Annotated in this window: 1 protein-coding gene; it reads right to left on the bottom strand. The window is 54.5% G+C overall.

The annotated features are described in order from the left end of the window. Positions 1-617, bottom strand: a 617-nt coding sequence (gene iucB, locus RTW80_RS26840; protein ID WP_312721137.1) for a N(6)-hydroxylysine O-acetyltransferase, incomplete at its 3' end; no start/stop codon positions are given. Positions 618-622: the final 5 nt, after the last annotated feature.

Genomic DNA, 622 nt, shown 5'->3' on the forward strand with positions numbered 1-622 from the left:
TAACTGAACGGCCGATCGTCGAAACAACCAATCAGCGGGAATGCATGTTTACTGGTGAGCTGGCGTTCCAGATAGGCGATCTGTACCTCCAGTGAGCCACTTTGCTCCCAGAAATACTCAACGCGCGGATCGTTCATCCAGCGAGTGAAACGTTCTGCATCAGAAACGGGATCGGCAATGCGGAAACTCAGCATCCTGCGAATGCGTGGATCGTAACGACGATAAACTTCACCCTGCGGACGGGGGGGGCGCTGCGGGAAATAAATCTCACGCTCTGCATCAAAAACCATTTTACCGGAGGCCCGGTTTGCCGGAGAACTCAGCCATAACGGTAACTGCCAGAAAGCGGAACGATGGATAATGTCGCTTTGTACCTGTCCGAAAAGCGTCAGCGCCTGTGGCTCCTCACACCATTCGGACCAGGGAAGAACCACTGCTGAAAGTTGTGGTGCGGCGATAAATATCTGATCCAGCGCGTCGCACAGCCACCCTGTTGGCAGCTCCCCGGGCCAGTGCAACACCGCGCTATTGTCCAGCCCCCAGCCAAGATTCAGAGGCTTGTCGAGTTTTTCACAGCGCAGTCCATATCCGCTGTGAACAATGTTTGCCCCAGACATTCAGA

Origin of the sequence: Escherichia sp. AM3, from assembly GCF_032029835.1 — a bacterium.
GTDB classification, from domain to species: Bacteria; Pseudomonadota; Gammaproteobacteria; order Enterobacterales; family Enterobacteriaceae; genus Escherichia; species Escherichia coli.